The organism is Nocardia sp. NPDC006982, from assembly GCF_042869435.1.
In the GTDB taxonomy this organism is placed as follows: Bacteria; Actinomycetota; Actinomycetes; order Mycobacteriales; family Mycobacteriaceae; genus Nocardia.
The window spans coordinates 1-13,537 of record NZ_JBIAFV010000010.1 but is presented as its reverse complement, the minus strand read 5'-3'; the positions used below and the strand labels follow the sequence as shown (position 1 = coordinate 13,537).

Annotated in this window: 13 protein-coding genes; 5 read left to right on the top strand and 8 right to left on the bottom strand. The window is 64.8% G+C overall.

What is annotated here, in order from left to right; all coding sequences use genetic code 11:
* The first annotated feature begins 54 nt into the window (after nucleotides 1–54).
* Nucleotides 55–1,254, top strand: coding sequence for an MFS transporter (locus tag ACFYOW_RS32090; protein ID WP_387293835.1), 1,200 nt, complete (start codon nucleotides 55–57; stop codon nucleotides 1,252–1,254).
* 336 nt (nucleotides 1,255–1,590) lie between these two features.
* Here the strand turns inward: ACFYOW_RS32090 and glmS are convergent, their stop codons facing one another.
* The gene (gene glmS / locus ACFYOW_RS32085; RefSeq protein WP_387293834.1) at nucleotides 1,591–3,471 is read right to left on the bottom strand and encodes a glutamine--fructose-6-phosphate transaminase (isomerizing); all 1,881 of its coding nucleotides are present in this window, start codon (nucleotides 3,469–3,471) and stop codon (nucleotides 1,591–1,593) included.
* Nucleotides 3,472–3,507: 36 nt separating this feature from the next.
* Here glmS and ACFYOW_RS32080 point away from each other — a divergent pair, with 36 nt between their 5' ends.
* Nucleotides 3,508–4,365 carry a dienelactone hydrolase family protein gene (locus ACFYOW_RS32080; protein ID WP_387293833.1) on the top strand — a complete coding sequence of 286 codons (858 nt, stop codon included), beginning with the start codon at nucleotides 3,508–3,510 and terminating at the stop codon, nucleotides 4,363–4,365.
* Here ACFYOW_RS32080 and ACFYOW_RS32075 read toward each other — a convergent pair whose 3' ends face one another.
* Nucleotides 4,366–4,926 (bottom strand): TetR/AcrR family transcriptional regulator, encoded by a 561-nt coding sequence (locus ACFYOW_RS32075; RefSeq protein WP_387293832.1) that lies wholly within the window; start codon nucleotides 4,924–4,926, stop codon nucleotides 4,366–4,368.
* Between the two features lie 27 nt (nucleotides 4,927–4,953).
* Nucleotides 4,954–5,403, bottom strand: a complete 450-nt coding sequence (locus ACFYOW_RS32070) for a DUF6640 family protein (protein WP_387293831.1) — start codon at nucleotides 5,401–5,403, stop codon at nucleotides 4,954–4,956.
* A 336-nt stretch (nucleotides 5,404–5,739) separates the two neighbouring features.
* Between ACFYOW_RS32070 and ACFYOW_RS32065 the strand changes: the two genes are divergently transcribed.
* Entirely contained in the window at nucleotides 5,740–6,894 is a 1,155-nt protein-coding gene (locus tag ACFYOW_RS32065) for a hypothetical protein (protein ID WP_387293830.1), read from the top strand.
* A gap of 154 nt (nucleotides 6,895–7,048) precedes the next feature.
* A complete protein-coding gene (locus ACFYOW_RS32060) occupies nucleotides 7,049–7,819 on the top strand; it encodes an ESX secretion-associated protein EspG (protein ID WP_387293829.1) in 771 nt (256 codons plus the stop codon).
* A gap of 13 nt (nucleotides 7,820–7,832) precedes the next feature.
* Here the strand turns inward: ACFYOW_RS32060 and ACFYOW_RS32055 are convergent, their stop codons facing one another.
* From ACFYOW_RS32055 to ACFYOW_RS32035, 5 genes are all read right to left on the bottom strand, one after another.
* On the bottom strand, nucleotides 7,833–8,219 hold the full coding sequence (locus ACFYOW_RS32055; RefSeq protein WP_387293828.1) for a hypothetical protein: 387 nt from the start codon (nucleotides 8,217–8,219) through the stop codon (nucleotides 7,833–7,835).
* A 29-nt stretch (nucleotides 8,220–8,248) separates the two neighbouring features.
* Nucleotides 8,249–9,817 carry a hypothetical protein gene (locus ACFYOW_RS32050; protein WP_387293827.1) on the bottom strand — a complete coding sequence of 523 codons (1,569 nt, stop codon included), beginning with the start codon at nucleotides 9,815–9,817 and terminating at the stop codon, nucleotides 8,249–8,251.
* Nucleotides 9,818–9,861: 44 nt separating this feature from the next.
* Nucleotides 9,862–10,173: a hypothetical protein gene (locus ACFYOW_RS32045; protein WP_387293826.1), complete on the bottom strand. Its 312-nt coding sequence runs from the start codon at nucleotides 10,171–10,173 to the stop codon at nucleotides 9,862–9,864.
* Between the two features lie 452 nt (nucleotides 10,174–10,625).
* Nucleotides 10,626–10,934 (bottom strand): DUF6802 family protein, encoded by a 309-nt coding sequence (locus tag ACFYOW_RS32040; RefSeq protein WP_387293825.1) that lies wholly within the window; start codon nucleotides 10,932–10,934, stop codon nucleotides 10,626–10,628.
* Nucleotides 10,935–11,049: 115 nt separating this feature from the next.
* Nucleotides 11,050–11,247 (bottom strand): PspC domain-containing protein, encoded by a 198-nt coding sequence (locus ACFYOW_RS32035; protein WP_040686696.1) that lies wholly within the window; start codon nucleotides 11,245–11,247, stop codon nucleotides 11,050–11,052.
* Between the two features lie 176 nt (nucleotides 11,248–11,423).
* Here ACFYOW_RS32035 and ACFYOW_RS32030 point away from each other — a divergent pair, with 176 nt between their 5' ends.
* Complete coding sequence (locus tag ACFYOW_RS32030; RefSeq protein WP_387293824.1) at nucleotides 11,424–13,082, top strand: ABC-F family ATP-binding cassette domain-containing protein; 1,659 nt, start codon at nucleotides 11,424–11,426, stop codon at nucleotides 13,080–13,082.
* Nucleotides 13,083–13,537 lie beyond the last annotated feature (455 nt).

The window sequence follows — 13,537 nt, the reverse complement described above, 5'->3', positions numbered from 1 at the left end:
ATTATTGTTGACGCCTGTAAAGCTCAGGCGCAACATCACGTGGAGGCCCTGCTCATGCCACTCGCACTACTGGCCCTGACACTCGGGGCCTTCGGAATCGGCACCACCGAATTCGTCGTCGTCGGGCTGCTGCCCGACATCGCCGACACCTACACCGTGTCGATCCCCACCGCGGGCCTGCTGGTCACCGGGTATGCGCTCGGCGTGCTGGTCGGCGCGCCGATCATGACCGGGTTCGGCACCCGGGTATCGCGCAAGCGCATGCTGCTCATCAGCCTGTCACTGCTGATAGCGGGCAATGTATTGTCCGCGCTCGCACCGACTTTCGGCCTCATGCTGACCGGACGCATCGTCGCCTCGCTCGCGCACGGCGCCTTCTTCGGCATCGGATCGGTGGTCGCCGGAAATCTGGTCGGCCCGGATCGCAAGGCCGGCGCGATCGCCATGATGTTCACCGGACTGACCGTCGCGACCATCCTCGGCGTGCCGCTGGGCACTCTGCTCGGCCAGCAGTTCGGTTGGCGGCTGACCTTCCTGCTCGTCGCATCGGTAGGCCTGGCCGGTCTCGTCGGCGTCGCGGCGCTGGTGCCCGAACAGCCCGCACCCCGCGACGCGCGCCTGCGGCACGAACTCGCCGTCCTCGCCAACCCGCAGGTGCTGCTCGCGATGGCTATGACGGTCCTCGGCTTCGGCGGTGTCTTCGCGGCGATCACCTACCTCGCGCCGATGACGACCGAGGTCACCGGCTATGCGGAGAGTTCGGTCACCTGGCTGCTCGTCCTGTTCGGCATCGGCTTCTTCCTGGGCAATCTGATCGGCGGCAAATTCGCGGACCGGCATCTGATGCCGATGCTCTACACCACCCTCAGCGGCCTCGCGCTGGTGCTCGCGCTGTTCACGCTCACCGCGCACAACAAGGTCGCGGCCGCAATCACGGTCGTCCTCATCGGCGCCCTCGGCTTCGCGACCGTTCCGCCGCTGCAGAAGCGTGTCCTCGACCAGGCAGGTAACGCACCGACGCTGGCCTCGGCCCTCAATATCGGCGCATTCAACCTCGGCAACGCGATCTCCGCGTGGCTCGGCGGCGTCGTAATCGCCGCGGGATACGGCTACACCTCGCCCAACTGGGTCGGTGTGGTCCTGGTCGTCAGCGCGCTCGGCCTGGCGGTCCTTTCGGGCAATCTCGAACGTCGCGGCACCGAAACATCAAGCGAGCCAACCGAATCCCTGACAACGGCCGGGCACCCCTGGTAACCGGCGGCGCTCGCGGGTTACGACTGTCCCGCCGAACCCACGCCGCAATCGGCATTCCACCGATTCTCCGATGCCACAGCGGAGCCGTCCCCCGTGAACCATTTCACCGCACGGTCGACTACCAAGCCGCCCTGCCGAACAGGCCACCCCAATTCTCTCCACCGAGCACCCCATAGGCTCCGGCACCAGTGGCGCTCTGTACGCAAGCTGTCGCACACCTGGTGATGACCTCGCACATACTCTCCCTTGTGCGACGTCATCACTAGCTGTGCGCCATCTCGCGAGGTGCCGGACCGGTCGGGCGGGGGACAGCGCGTTGGGTAGATCGACCAGGTCCTATTCGACGGTGACGGACTTCGCCAGGTTGCGGGGCTTGTCGATGTCGTAGCCGCGCGCCTGAGCCACCTCGGCGGCAAAGATCTGCAGCGGAACGGTCGATAGCAACGGCTGGAAAAGCGTTGGCGCCGATGGGATTTCGATGAGATCGTCGGCGAACGGGCGCACCGTGTCGTCGCCCTCCTCGGCGATCACGATGGTGCGGGCGCCGCGGGCCTGGATCTCACGGATATTGCTCAGCAGCTTCGAGTGCAGTACCGCGCGCCCCTTGGGTGAGGGCATCACGACGATCACCGGCAGCCCCTCCTCGATCAGCGCGATCGGGCCGTGCTTGAGCTCACCCGCCGCGAATCCCTCGGCGTGCATGTACGCGAGTTCTTTGAGCTTGAGCGCACCCTCCAACGCCACCGGATAGCCGACGTGTCGGCCGAGGAAGAGCACGGTCGGCACATGCGCCAGTTCCCTGGCGATCGCGCGCACCTGCGGCGCGGTCTCCAGTACCTGCTGCACCAGGTGCGGCATCGCCTCGAGTTCGGCGAACTCGCGGGCCACCTCATCCGGATACTTGGTGCCGCGCGCCTGCGCCAGGGCCAGCCCGACCAGGTAGTTCGCCGCCACCTGCGCCAGGAACGCCTTGGTGGACGCGACACCGATCTCCGGTCCGGTCCTGGTGTAGAGCACCGCATCGGACTCACGCGGAATCTGTGCGCCATTGGTATTGCAGATGGCGAGCACGCGCGCCTTCTGCTCCTTCGCGTGCCGCACCGCCTCGAGGGTGTCGGCGGTCTCACCCGACTGCGAGATCGCCACCACCAGTGTCGAACGGTCCAAAACCGGGTCTCGATAACGGAATTCGCTGGCCAGCTCGACCTCGACGGGCAGCCGGGTCCAGTGCTCGATCGCGTACTTGGCCAACAGTCCGGCGTGATAGGAACTGCCGCAGGCGACGACGAATACCTTGTCGAAGTCGCGCAGTTCCTGATCGGCGAGGCGCTGCTCGTCCAGCACGATCCGGCCACCGGCCTCGTCATGGGTGAAGTGGCCGATCAGCGTGTCGGCGACACCGGCGGGCTGTTCCTCGATCTCCTTCAGCATGAAGAAGTCGTGCCCGCCCTTCTCGGCGGCGGCCAGATCCCAGTCGATGGTGAACGGGCGAGTGCGCGCCGATCCGTCATTGCCCCCGAAGTCGGTGACCGTGTAGGTGTCGGCGGTGATCACGACGGCCTGGTCCTGGCCGAGTTCAACGGCCTCGCGGGTGTGCTCGATGAATGCGGTGACGTCGGAGGCGATGAACATCTCGCCCTTGCCGACACCGACGACCAGCGGTGTCGAGCGACGTGCGGCGACAATGACGTCCGGGTGGTCGGCATGGGTGAAGACCAGCGTGAACGCACCCTCCAGCCGGCGCAGCACGGCCAGCGCGCTCGCCGCGAAATCACCCGCGGTGGGGCCTTCGGCGTACGCGCGCGCCACCAGGTGCACGGCGACCTCGGTGTCGGTGTCACTGCTCAGCTCGACGCCGGCGTCTTCGAGCTCCCGGCGCAGCGGGGCGAAGTTCTCGATGATGCCGTTGTGCACCACGGCCACCTTGTTGGTGATGTCGCGGTGTGGATGGGCGTTGCGGTCGGTCGGCGCGCCGTGGGTCGCCCAGCGGGTGTGTCCCATGCCCGTGGTGCCCGCGAAGTGGTCGGCCCCCACTTCGGCGAGTTCGGCCTCGAGATTGGCCAGTTTGCCGGCCTTGCGTTCCACCGCCAACACGCCCGTGCCATCCAGGATCGCGACGCCCGCGGAGTCGTATCCTCGATATTCCATGCGGCGCAACGCGTCAACGACAACGCCGAGAGCGTCCCGGTATCCGACGTACCCCACGATTCCGCACATGGCTCACCAGAGTACTTATCGGATAACGTTCACGTCGTGTCGGCGTCTGTGAAATCACTCCTGAGTACCCTGACCAGCCGGGGGCCCCACCGCGTACTGCGCGGCAATCTCGCCATCGCCGGTCAGCCCGGCGTGGTGTTCACCCCGGAGTCCGGACTGAATCTACCCGCGGTCGCATTCGGCCACGGCTGGCTGACCGGCGCCGCCAACTATCGCGCCACGCTCGAACACCTGGCGTCCTGGGGTTTTGTGGCCGCAGCCCCGGATACCGAGCGCGGGCCGATTCCGTCACACCTCGGATTGGCCACCGATCTGCTCACCACGCTCGATATCTGCACCAGCGTCCGGCTCGGTGACGGTGCGATCAGCGTGCATCCGGACCGGCTGGCGCTGGCCGGGCACGGCATGGGCGCGGGCGCCGCGGTGATCGCCGCCGGACAGCGTCGCGTTGCCGCGGTTGCCGCCCTCTACCCGGCGCCGACCGCGCCGTCCGCCGAGACCATCGCACCGGATATCGACACGCCCGCGTTGGTGGTGGCGGGGGCGACCGATATCGAATCGGTCAGCTCGAATGCGATCCCGCTGACCGCCGCGTGGGCCGGGCCGGTGGTACTGCGGGCGGTCGACGGGGCGTCGCACAACGGCATTGTCGAAGGGCGCCGCGCGCTGGCGGCGTTGGGGGTAGGCAAGCACGAAGCCAAGACCGCGCGGACGACGCGGGCGCTGCTCACCGGGTTTCTGCTGCACAAACTGTTGCGGGATAAGGCATATGCGGCGTTTTCCGATCCGGAAGCGATAATCCCGCACGCCACGGTTGTCGATCCGGAAGGTCCGCGTGAAGAGGAGAAGCCCAAGCTCTCGGTCATGCAACTCGCGCAGTTGTTGCGCAAGTAATCATGGCCGGAGGCCGTCGAGCGCTAGTTCGATGAACCGCCGCCAGTCACCGAATCCATCGCGGCTGATCGTGGCGACCGCGCCGACGATCATATAAAGGTCGGCGACGGTCGCATCCGCGCGAACACTGCCGTCGCCTCGCCCCCTGGCCAGCAGCTCCCCGCCGAGTTCGGCCAGATCGTCGCGTACCGTACCGCGCGGTTCGGTGTCGCCGAGCATCGATTCGATGGTGCCGGACAGTGCACGCCCCTGCTCATGCACTTCGGCGACATGGCTGAGGAAACCGGCCAGCGCCTGCCGCGTATCTGGATTCGGCAGACAGGTGCGGCGCACATGCTCGAGGATCCCGGCGAAACGCTGCTCGGCAGCCGCCTCGATCAAGGCGCGGCGGGTCGGGAAATGGCGGTAGATGGTGCCGACCCCGACCCCGGCCGCGCGTGCCACATCGGCCATCTGCACATCGTCGCCGCGTTCGGCGAACAGGGACGTCGCGGTTGCGAGGACCTGGTCGCGATTGCGGGCGGCGTCGGTGCGGAGTTTGCGGGTGTTCGGGTCGGTCATCTATCTCCCCTGTCTGCCGGTCGTAGGTTAGACCCGGATCGATGCGCGGGTGCGCTCGACGACGATCGCTACCGCCAATGCGATCAGCATCACCAAGGCGATGAACAGTTGCGGGTCCATGCCGATGACTCTGGTGGCGTCGGCGGCGTGCTCCGGATCCTGGGCTGCGGTACCAGGGAAGAGCAGCGCGCCGAACATGGCCAGCCAGGTGACCGATCCGAGTGCGGCAGCCAGGAAGAACTGGGCGCGCAGGTTCCCCGTTCGCCGCCATAGGACCGCCAGCCCGATCGCGCCGATGAGTGCGCCCATGCCGATGTATTGGGCATCGTGGAATTTGGCATGCGGAGGCCAGGCCGGGTTGTGCAGGTGCAGGTCGGCGATGTCGGGGATGACCAGGTCGGCGAGGAGTGGGCCGATGAGGGTGTTGAGGAGGACGGCGCCGACGAGGATTCGCGGGAGGGTCCAGTGGGTGTTCATGGGGGTCCTATCGGTCAGCTGGTGAAACCGGAATCCGATTCCGATTTAACGGTAGAGCTGTGGGCTGCGGACTGTCAACGGGCCGTTGGCATTCCGGGTGATTCGCCGTGCACGACCAGTGGGAACTCGGTTGTGGGGCGCTTGCACGGTGGTCGACTGCTCGGTACGGTCGATCCAGCTGAATAGGGGGCGGGGAGCCGGTCCGGCCCTGTTCGATGTCATCGACATCCGGCGACCGGGGAGTACCACATGGTCAGCAGGGGGAAGCTCGTGGTTGGGGCCACGGCGACACCGAAGATCTTCTCCTGGCCGGGTCTGTAAAGAAGGGGCGATTCAATGTCAGGCAATGAGCCCACGAGAATCCCCCCGCACGGGGAGAACGTATTCCATTGGGAACGTACCGAAATCGAGAAAGCGTTCAAGCCGCTGGATCCGAAGAATGCCCACGGCGCGGCAATGACCTACTCCAACGTGGCAACCCAATGGGACCAGGGCCTGGAGACTTTCGCCCGATCCGTCCAGGGCTCGATCGCCGAAGCATGGGAAGGCGCGGCCGCAGATAAAGCCAAAGACGCGATCAACCGCTACGTCACCAGCGCCCACGAGCTGACTCCATTGATCACCCAGATGTCGAACGACATGGAAGCCGCCGCCGACGGAGTCCGCAACGTCGCCAACGGAATTCCGGAAGCCAACCACCACTCCTGGACCGCGAATGTCTGGCCGCCCCGCGCCCACGAGGAAGAGAACACCAAGAACGAGGCGACCGCAGGCGCCCGCAACGCCATGCTCACCAACTACGTGAACAAATTCGCCGAGTTCGACGGACGAATTCCCGTGCTGCCCACCGCACTCGACCCGACCAATCCGCTGGACATCTCCGGACCGATCAAATCCGGCGGCAACGAACCGGGATCGTCAGGTCCCGGCGGGACCTCCGGGGGCCCGACGGGCGGCACCTCGACTGGCGGCGAGACCAAGGATGGGACCGAATCCGATGGCAAGTCTCCCGAGGAGACCACGTCCACGGACACCAACCCGACAGATACCACCTCGAGCTCGACGAACCCGAGCACCACGACGTCGACGACACCGACTACGACGACACCGAGCACGACAACCGCGACAACGCCGAGCACCGCGACAACCCCGAGTTCCACCCCGACCGGCACGGGTTCGCCCGGCAGTTCCACCTCGACGTCACCGAGTCCCGGCCGCACCGTATCGGGCACGCCCGGCACGACTACGACCAATCCCGCTGCGGCAGCGGCCACTACGTCCACCTCGACCGGACGCAGCGGAATGGGAATGGGCGGTATGGGCGCCGGCGCGGGCCGCGGCAAGTCCGATGAGGACAGCACCCACCAGATACCGGACTACCTCATCAACGCCGCCAATACCGAAGAACTGCTCGGCGAGATCGCGCGCACCCTCCCCGGCGGCGTGATCGGCGAAGATCCGGAGTCCCCGCCCCCGCCGGCCCGCACCTGACCGCCGCACAACACCCTCCGGCCGCGCTCGACGCGGGCCGGGATCGTCCACGCGGGCCGACGAGCCCACCACGGCCGAAACCTGTTGGTCAGAAACGCAAACGGACGCGCCGCACCCGTCACGAACCACCCGCACGATCGATTGGAATCTCCAGATGGCTGAATGGACTTGGGAGCCGGACGATTTCGCCGCACTGTGGTTCAGCCCCGCGAACGACCGCTTCCCCAATCCACTCCGCTTCACCAGCCGTTTCGCCTACCGCGACGACTTCGACACCCATCGGGTCACCATGCGCGAGCGCTACTCCTCCGACGAACTCGAGGAGATCCAACTCGCCCTGCACACTCTCACCGCCTCGACCATCCGTATCCAAATCTTCGGCGGCACAACCCAACACAAGAACCCGGCCGGCGGCGTCCGCGTCTACCGAATCGTCGGCGCCCGCACCGACCACCACGCCATGTCACTGGCCCAAGCCACCTTCGGCGACACCAATGGCCCCATCCGCTGCCGCCTGTTCCCCGTAGACCACCTCCCCGCCCAACTCACCAGTTCTCTCCCGCCCTGCACCCCAGGCACCAACCCACCCGCCACCTTCCACCCCGACGACATCTACGGCCGCCCCAACAGCCACCTCGAAAGCGTCACTCGTAACTCGCCCCGCGAGCGCTATCAACGCCTCCTCAACCGCCCCGCCGACGGCGGCGGCTCTGCCCTCCTCCACACCGGCCCCGCCAACAAACTCACCACCCCCCTGACCACCGTCCAATGGCACGACATAACCAACGACGGCCGCTACACCGAACACCGCTCCCAACACATAACCGTCCGCCCCACCACCCCCACCACCCTGGCCACCCACTTCACCACCTGGATCGACCAAACAACCCAACGCCTCCGACAAGTCGAAGAAGACCGCTGGTAGACCCCGACAATCCTCAGATCAACCAGCTCTTGCGGCGGTAGTACTCCGACTCAGGATCGTCATCCTCGTCGATCGGTGTGACGACATTGTGAGCTTTGCGGGCCGCGACCGACCGCGCGATCGCCTCGCGCTGCTCCCGTGCTTCGGCGGCGAGGCGCTCCTGCTCGGCGCGAGCCTCGGTCTCGCGACGTTCTCGCTCGTCCGCCTCCGCCTGTGCCTTCGCCAACTCCTCAGCGTGTTCTTCCCAGAACTTGCGCATTTCTTCGTTCATTTGCTCAACGAAGTCGCGTCCCCGCTCTGCACTTCGCTGCTCGATATCCACGAGTTCCTCGCGCAGCATCCGAGACTGACGGTCGTGCTCTTCGAATATCCGCTCGATCTCTTCCGAGTAATTCCTCATCCTGCACCTCCACTAATCGCATCCACTACCTAGAGCGGGCCGGCCTCGGCGAGTTGCGCTCCACTATCGAAAGGATGCTCGGGTTTCTCTTCCTCGGTGCCGGTAAGTGCGGGGTCGGGCGTATGCTCGCCGTCCTCTTCCCGCTTGGTGCCTGTTCCAGTAGGCACGCCGGAGGCTGTACCCGGACTTCCTGCGCCCTCCTCCTGCTGCGAGTTGTCAGAGGAAGCGTCCCCAGCGTCTTCGCCTTCCTTCTCGACCTCGGTGTCCGAGATAACTGGTGCACCGTTCTCGTCCAGCTTCATGCTGTACTCGTGCGACATTCCGTCGGCATCGGTCGAGACGAGTTTCAACTGTCCGTCCTGGCCCATCTCGAACTTCAAATGCTTTCCGGCCAAATCGAACTCGGCGCCCGTTTTACTGTTGTCATCCGGCTTGCCGTCGCGATCCTTGTCTTCAGTACTCGTCGGATTGAGCACCTTTTCGAACTCCTGCACCGCATTATCGATCCCGTCCTTGATCGAAGCGCCCAGAGAGGTTAGTCCTTGACCGACGGTCTGACCGAGTGAAGTCAATTGCGATGCCGCAGAGGTCAGGGATGACAGCCCGGACAGGAGATTGCTCGCCGTGGTGGTCGTGGTGGGCGTCGTTGTCGTGGTGGTAGTCGTCGGCGTCGAGGTATTCGTGCTCGGGGTCCCGGGGCCGGGGGTCGACGAAGTCGTGGTGGAGTTGTTGTTGGTGGGATTGTTGTTGTTCGAAGGTGTCTTGTCCGTGGTGGTCCCCTGCGGACGTGGATAAGGGTTGCTGTCCAAATCCTCCATGGCTTTGACCAGCAACGGATACGCCTCTTTGATCGCCGTATCGGTCGAATTGCACTTGTCCACGAAGTTGGCCAGCGTGTCCTCGAATTTCTTCTTGAAAACATCATCGAGCCACTTGCGGCTGACCTTCTTTGTCGATTCCTTATCGAGGCCCAACACTCCGGCCGCGGTCGAAGTGCCGGCACCGACGGTTACGACACCAACGGCGGCAACAATACCCCAGTCCTTCCACGAAAAATCCGACCAACCGGTATTGGCACCTTCGATTATCTCGTCGATATCCGAAGGAGACTTACCATCGACCTTTACCTCACCAGAGCTGCTTGCCAGTTCATGGACATGATCTGCCTTCGATTGAACCGCCGACCGCAGCTTCGGCACCACGGTCGTAATCGCATCGAGCGCAGCCCTGGCCTTACGTCGATCCTCCTTGGCCATCGCGAGTTGCTGCCCGAACATATACTTCGCGGCTCCAGCCGCCTGCCCCTGCCATATCGTGTCCAACTTCTGCGACAGTGCATACTGCGTATCCCACTGGGTGTCAGCCTCATTGAGCGATGAACGGAGAGCGGTAGCCGTATTGGCCAGCTTTTCCAGGTTCATGCCGCGCTGTTCGTCATACCTGGCATAGATTTGATTCAAGGTCAGGCTGGGGTCATGCCCGAAAGCCTTCTTATATCGCTCGATCAGCTGAGCAAAGAACTGGAGCCCCGACGATCCGGTATCGAGAATTGCATCGGCATTCTTACCGCTCAGGTCCGGTGAGGTGGTATCCGCCATGCTATGACTCCTTGCTCGTCGAACCCGCCAGCTTCGGAATATGACTAAGCATTTTTGGTCTTGTCCGCATTCTCTTTGTCGGTATCGGAATAGACTATGCTGGCCGCACCCACGGTATCGCCGATAGCCGCGCCCGCCGAGCCCCAGGCCTTCAGCCATTTCACGACATTTTCCAACCCGTTATGGATTGCTTTCCCCTGGGGCCCGTAGTTACGCCCAGCATCCCCGTCGCCGAACATATTGTCGGATACCCGCTTCGCGCTGTTCGTCACCACAGCCGCCGACAGTTGCAGATCGCTGCCGAATTGACCGAGTTCCCCGGTCTTGACGCCCAACATCTGGCTCGAATCGGTCATCGGTAAGGCCCCTCCAGTCCTGTCGTCCGATCGTCCGGCGGCGATCCAGCTCGCGCCGAGTACTTGCCCTACTTCCTTCGACGCGTACGGGCGGGATTCGGTTCCATCGGATCGATCGGCCGAAGTCGTATGCGCAGAAATCTACTGGGTGGGTCTATCGGCTACAACCAACCGTCGACGCGTCGCAGAAGAACCGGTCGGCTGGAGGATGGCCGGTACGGTATTCGTTCCGCAGGTTCCAATGATCCGCACGTGAGCCGCGCGGATCATTGCAGCCTGCGGCCGGGTGGACCCTCGAAGGGGCTGGGTTGCGGGGGCCGTTGTCGGACAGTGTAATTGGGTTTCGCGCAGAGTACGAACGTGTCGAGACAGAGTCGACAAACAGTCGATGTGATGAGTACGGCCCGACCCCGAGAACAGGGCCGGGCCGACAACCAGAGGCCGCGCAGCGGCTAGTGCCCGATCTTCCCCTGATCGGTCCGCACCCACTCGGAAGTCCCGTCCGGATGCCGATGGAACTCCCACGCGGAGTAATCGCCGTCCTTCTCGACCACGGTGACCTGGTCGGCGATGCCATCGTGATCCCAGTCGGTCCACACCTGCATGGCCTCGGGGCCGGTGGTGGTGACGGTGTCGAGGGTGCCGTCGCCGTCGATGTCCTGGGTCGGGTGGTGCAGTTCGACTTCACCGAGGCCGTCCAGGGAGGAGGATGCGTCGACACCGGGTAGATCCATGCCCGGGAATTCACCTGAGGTGATCATGACTCCTCCTGGTCGGGACTCGCGCGGGTGACACAGCGGTCGATCGGTGGGTACCGGTCCATAGTGTCATCCGCGAGTCCCGAACGCAGCTCCCCGCCCTAATTATTGGGGACAATCACTTTTTCGGAATGATCAGCCACAGCACCAGATACACGACGAACTGCGGGCCCGGGAGCAAGCAGGACAGGACGAACAGCAACCGGACGACGTTGGCGTTCCAGCCGAAGTATTCGGCGATACCACCGCAGACGCCGGCAATCCACTTGTCGTGGGTGGAGCGGGTGAGTCGGCGGGTGGGCGCGGGGGCGGTCATTATGTTCCCTCTCTGGTGATGTTCGGTACTACATCAACTCTGCCCGGGAAAACAGCGCTTCACATCGGTCGCATGACCTATCCCGACCCTGATTTCCGCAGGCCGCGGACTCAGGGTGCAACCCCGAGCACCGACCAGACCCCGCGGTGGCGGTGCGGCACGGACACGGCAGACTCATGCTGGTGAGCACCACTCTGCACGCGCGCGGACTCTCCGCGGGCCACGGCGAACGCACCCTGTTCGACGACCTCGATTTCACCCTGGCACCGGGTGATGTAATCGGTTTGGTCGGCATGAACGGTGCGGGCAAGTCGACGCTGCTGCGCATGCTCGCGAACCGATCGACACCCACCGGCAGCATCACACTGTCCCCGCCCGACGCCACCGTCGGGTACTTGGCGCAGGAGCCCGAGCGGATCCCCGGGGAGACAGTGCTCGAATTCCTCGGCCGCCGAACAGGTGTCGCCGAAGCACAGCGGATCATGGATGCCGCGGCAGAGCGTTTGGCCGACGGCGGTGCGGACGAATATTCGCCGGCCCTGGAACGCTGGCTCGCGCTCGGCGGCGCCGATCTGGACCAGCGGGCCGAGGAGGTCGCGGCGGATCTCGGTCTCGCGGATAGCCTGCCGAACGGCCTCGACACCGCGATGTCCGGGCTCTCGGGCGGCCAGGCGGCCCGCGCCGGACTCGCTTCGGTTCTGCTGTCCCGCTTCGACATTCTGCTGCTCGATGAGCCGACGAACGACCTGGATCTCGACGGTCTCGCCCGGCTGGAACAGTTCGTTACCGGCGTGCGGGTGCCGCTGATGGTGATCAGTCACGACCGAGAGTTCTTGGCGCGCACCGTGAATCGCATTGTCGAACTCGATCTCGCGCAGCAGCGGGTGGGGATCTACGACGGCGGCTACGAGGCATATCTGATGGAGCGTGAGATCGCCCGCCAGCACGCGCGCGAGGCCTACGAGGAGTACGCCGACACCAAGGCCGGGCTCGAGGCCCGCGCCCAAATGCAGCGCAACTGGCTCGAACACGGCGTTCGCAATGCTCGCCGAAAGGCACGCGACCCCAAGAAGGTCGATTCCGACAAGGCGGGCCGCAAGATGCGCGCCGAATCCACCGAGAAGCAGGCCGCCAAGGCCCGCCAGACCCAACGGCGCATCGAGCGTCTGGATGTGGTCGAGGAGCCGCGCAAGGAGTGGGAGCTGCGTATGTCCATTGCGGCGGCGCCGCGCAGCGGCTCGGTGGTCGCCACTTTGTCGAATGCCACCCTCACCCGAGGGGATTTCGAACTCGGCCCGATCACCACCCAGGTCGACTGGGCCGACCGCATCGTGCTGACCGGCGCCAATGGTTCGGGTAAATCCACACTTCTGGCTCTGCTGCTCGGAAAAATTCAGCCGGGCAACGGAACTGCCACACTCGGCTCCGGCGTCGAAATCGGCGAGGTCGACCAGGCGCGCGGGCTCTTCAGCGGAAGTGCCGCCCTCGCAGAAACTTTCAGCGCCGAAATGCCCGACTGGCCGGACGCCGAGGTCCGCACCCTGCTGGCCAAATTCGGCCTCCGCGGCCCACATGTCCAGCGGTCCTGCGAAACCCTCTCCCCCGGCGAGCGCACCCGCGCCGCACTCGCCCTGCTCCAAGCCCGCGGCGTCAACCTGCTGGTCCTCGACGAACCGACCAACCATCTCGACCTACCCGCCATCGAACAACTCGAGCAGGCCATCGAATCCTTCGAAGGCACAATGCTTCTGGTCACCCACGACCGCCGCATGCTCGACTCGGTCACCGCAACCCGCCGCTGGCACATGAACAACGGCCACCTCACCGAAAGCTAGATGATTTCCGCGACTGATCGGGTCGGGTTGCTGCCCCGCCAACTGTGGACGCCGCCTGCTGAGCCGCGCCTCATGAGCGCATAACCGGGGACGCCGTGGGACCAAGGTCGGGGCGGGATCGTCCGGTGTAGTGCTGACGGGTGGACAGTGCGAGGCCGCCAGGGGGAGCAGTTCGGCGGCTTGGGTGTAGCCGCGGCGTCTGTGGTGGCGTTGGAGTTCGGTGGTGAGGGCTGCGCGGGAGATGCCCAGGCGCAGTGCGGATTCCAGGATGGCCAGGGCTTCGGGGCGGGGCGCTGTGCGAGCTACGTCGATTGCGGTTCGGGTGGGGTTGGTGGTGACTATGCCGTGGATCAGTTCTAGGGATCTGGCACGCTTTCCGTGATCTCGGCTGAATAGTTCAGTCGCGGAGCAGGATTCGTTTGCGCAGCAGGTCGAGGTTGGCGCGACCGAACATC

Excerpts from the sequence above, each read along its gene's own strand:
- ACFYOW_RS32090 (WP_387293835.1), top strand. The coding sequence starts at position 55 with ATGCCACTCGCACTACTGGCCCTGACACTCGGGGCCTTCGGAATCGGC.
- glmS (WP_387293834.1), bottom strand. The coding sequence starts at position 3,471 with ATGTGCGGAATCGTGGGGTACGTCGGATACCGGGACGCTCTCGGCGTT.
- ACFYOW_RS32075 (WP_387293832.1), bottom strand. The coding sequence starts at position 4,926 with ATGACCGACCCGAACACCCGCAAACTCCGCACCGACGCCGCCCGCAAT.
- ACFYOW_RS32070 (WP_387293831.1), bottom strand. The coding sequence starts at position 5,403 with ATGAACACCCACTGGACCCTCCCGCGAATCCTCGTCGGCGCCGTCCTC.
- ACFYOW_RS32065 (WP_387293830.1), top strand. The coding sequence starts at position 5,740 with ATGTCAGGCAATGAGCCCACGAGAATCCCCCCGCACGGGGAGAACGTA.
- ACFYOW_RS32060 (WP_387293829.1), top strand. The coding sequence starts at position 7,049 with ATGGCTGAATGGACTTGGGAGCCGGACGATTTCGCCGCACTGTGGTTC.
- ACFYOW_RS32055 (WP_387293828.1), bottom strand. The coding sequence starts at position 8,219 with ATGAGGAATTACTCGGAAGAGATCGAGCGGATATTCGAAGAGCACGAC.
- ACFYOW_RS32050 (WP_387293827.1), bottom strand. The coding sequence starts at position 9,817 with ATGGCGGATACCACCTCACCGGACCTGAGCGGTAAGAATGCCGATGCA.
- ACFYOW_RS32045 (WP_387293826.1), bottom strand. The coding sequence starts at position 10,173 with ATGACCGATTCGAGCCAGATGTTGGGCGTCAAGACCGGGGAACTCGGT.
- ACFYOW_RS32040 (WP_387293825.1), bottom strand. The coding sequence starts at position 10,934 with ATGATCACCTCAGGTGAATTCCCGGGCATGGATCTACCCGGTGTCGAC.
- ACFYOW_RS32035 (WP_040686696.1), bottom strand. The coding sequence starts at position 11,247 with ATGACCGCCCCCGCGCCCACCCGCCGACTCACCCGCTCCACCCACGAC.
- ACFYOW_RS32030 (WP_387293824.1), top strand. The coding sequence starts at position 11,424 with ATGCTGGTGAGCACCACTCTGCACGCGCGCGGACTCTCCGCGGGCCAC.